Source organism: Clostridium sp. ZBS15 (genome assembly GCF_023845705.1).
Lineage (GTDB): Bacteria > Bacillota > Clostridia > Clostridiales > Clostridiaceae > Clostridium > Clostridium aquiflavi.
In genome coordinates, this window is the sequence record NZ_JAMQHY010000003.1 from 47,573 (window position 1) to 49,841 (window position 2,269).

General features: G+C 26.3%; 2 protein-coding genes. Both read left to right on the forward strand.

Going from position 1 to position 2,269, the window contains the following annotated elements; translation table 11 throughout:
- The first annotated feature begins 145 nt into the window (after positions 1-145).
- A complete protein-coding gene (locus NG904_RS01580) occupies positions 146-1,321 on the forward strand; it encodes a cation diffusion facilitator family transporter (protein ID WP_252229351.1) in 1,176 nt (391 codons plus the stop codon).
- A 381-nt stretch (positions 1,322-1,702) separates the two neighbouring features.
- On the forward strand, positions 1,703-2,020 hold the full coding sequence (locus NG904_RS01585; RefSeq protein WP_252229353.1) for a hypothetical protein: 318 nt from the start codon (positions 1,703-1,705) through the stop codon (positions 2,018-2,020).
- The last annotated feature ends 249 nt before the right edge of the window (positions 2,021-2,269 follow it).

Genomic DNA, 2,269 nt, shown 5'->3' on the forward strand with positions numbered 1-2,269 from the left:
TGCTAAAACATAGCCTAATATAAAAGTATCAATAAATTTAATTATTAGCTATTAGTTTTTACATTATAGCAATATTATATTTTACAAATACTAATTACTGTATTAGAATTAAATTATTTAATATAAAGCATAGGAGTGATTATATATGTTCTCAAAATTTCTAGTTACTAAGTTTATTAAAGATAATCACAATGTAAATGATGATAAAGTAAGAAATTCTTATGGTATTCTTGGAGGGCTTGTAGGAATTTTTATTAATCTTATACTATTTTTGATAAAAATTTCCGTTGGACTTTTTTCTTCAAGTATAGCTATTATTGCTGATGCATTTAATAACTTATCTGATGCAGCATCTTCTCTTATAACTATAATAGGTTTTAAGATGGCAAGTAAACCTGCTGATAAAGAACATCCTTTTGGACATGGGCGAATTGAATATATTTCTGCTTTAATTGTTGCATTTATGGTTATGCTTGTTGGTTTTCAATTTATAAAATCATCATTAACTAGAATTATAAATCCTGAAGCAGTTACCTTTGAAATTGTACCTTTTATTCTTCTTTTAATTTCAATAGGACTTAAATTTTGGCTTTCTGGTTTTAATAAATTTATGGGGAATAGGATTAATTCTTCTGCATTAAAAGCAGCTTCTGTAGATGCATTAGGAGATGTTTTTACTTCTAGTACTGTTGCTATTTCTTTTTTAGTGTCTAAGTTTACATCAATTCCTATAGATGGATTTATCGGACTTATAGTTGCTGGATTTATAGTTTATTCAGGTTTTTCATTAATAAAAGAAACTCTTAACCCATTGCTTGGTGAAGCTCCTGATCCTGAACTTGTTAAAGGAATAAATGATATGGTATTATCTTATGAACATATTACTGGATCTCATGATTTAATAATACATAATTATGGGCCTGGAAAGTGTATGGCTTCAATACATGCTGAAATTCCCTCAAACATTGATATAATGAAAATTCATGAAGTAATTGATAAAGCTGAAAGAGAGATTTCTGCAAAACTTAAGATTTATCTTGTTATACATATGGACCCTATATGTATAATTGAGGGTGAGGTTAAGGAAGCACACGATGAAATTCTAAAATTAATTGATGAATATGATTATATAGATTCTATTCATGACTTTAGAATCGTTGGTGATGGAAACTGTAAAAATCTAATATTTGATTTGGTTTTAAATGCATCTTTAAAAACATCTTTTAAAGATGAAGAACTAATTGATAATATTAGTTCAAGAGTGAAGTCAATTCACCCTAAATATAATTGTATAATTACCTTAGATAAGCATTATCTTTAATAATGGCTCTGTTTTAAATATGTGTTGATATATGCTTAAAAAAAGTGGCATTGTAATTGGACTNNACTTTGAGAATACTTAATGATTATTGTCACATTTACTGCTTGTCTTAATTTCATATTGAGAACAAGCTAAAATGGGACTATAATCATTTTTAGTATTCCTAAGTTCAATTACTCAGTCCACTTTTTTGTGCATATATCAACACTTTTCTTAAAACAGAGCTTTAATAATTATTTATATTAATGTGTAAAATATACCTTCTATAAAGCATAAACTACTTTATAGGAGGTATATTTTTATTGTTTTTATACTATATATGTTATGAATTTATTTATAAAAAATAATTAATTAAGTTCTAAAAAAAAGGAGGTATTTTTTATGAAGTGTCCTTACTGCAACAAAGAACTCGGAGAAAAAAATGAATGTATAACATCTACATGCTATGCATTTGAGAAAGTATTCCCAAGATATGATTTAGAAGAAAAAAAATCTTCAAAAACTAATGAAACTTTAAATACCACTAAAGAAAAACTTGATGATTCTACTATTAGTTCAAAACTTGAAGAAATTGAAAAAAATGCAACTAATCAAAAAAGTAATCCTAAAGAAGATTCTACTGGAACAAGTACTAATGCAGGACTTTACATTTTAATTGCAATAATTATCCTATTAATTATTGGCTTTGTTTTTTTCTAAAATTTGATTTTTATCTGATCAAAATGGCATTGTAATTGGANNNNTCACATTTACTGCTTGTCTCAATTTAACATTGAGAACAAGCTAAAATGGGACTATAATCATTTTTAGTATTCCTAAGTTCAATTACTCAGTCCACCTTTTATTATAACTACATGTTTTAAGTAAAATGATATTTTAGTATAATGGCGCAGTGGCATTGAAATTTGCTTTTTAGATTTCTTAATTAGTATTGTCACATTTACTGCT